Source organism: Herbaspirillum sp. WGmk3, assembly GCF_023952535.1.
GTDB lineage: Bacteria > Pseudomonadota > Gammaproteobacteria > Burkholderiales > Burkholderiaceae_D > Herbaspirillum > Herbaspirillum huttiense.
This window is the reverse complement of record NZ_JAKYWT010000087.1, coordinates 1-262: the sequence shown is the minus strand read 5'-3', so window position 1 is coordinate 262 and position 262 is coordinate 1. Positions and strand designations below refer to the sequence as shown.

1 protein-coding gene is annotated in these 262 nt (G+C 45.4%); it reads left to right on the top strand.

The window, feature by feature from the left end; genetic code table 11:
• Positions 1 to 262: LysR substrate-binding domain-containing protein (locus MKD49_RS26055; RefSeq protein ID WP_252697748.1), on the top strand; the 262-nt coding region annotated here is incomplete at both ends.

Here is a 262-nt window from a genome sequence, read left to right as displayed (position 1 = left end):
ACCCAACTGAAATTAGTGATCAAAGATTCCAACAGTATTGAACGCATGTTGGTGGAGCGAGAGCTTGATTTGGCGTTTGTTGATGCCAAACCTAGTTTGGCTTCGGTGTTGTCCGAACTTTGGCTGCGAGATCGAATCTGCATTGTTTGCGGAGCGAAAAATCCGTTAGCGAGGATGCCAATGACGGCCGACTTACTGTCGCATCAGGTGTGGTATTTTGATGAATCCACCACGATTTCTAGAGTGAGAGCTATTCAATTAT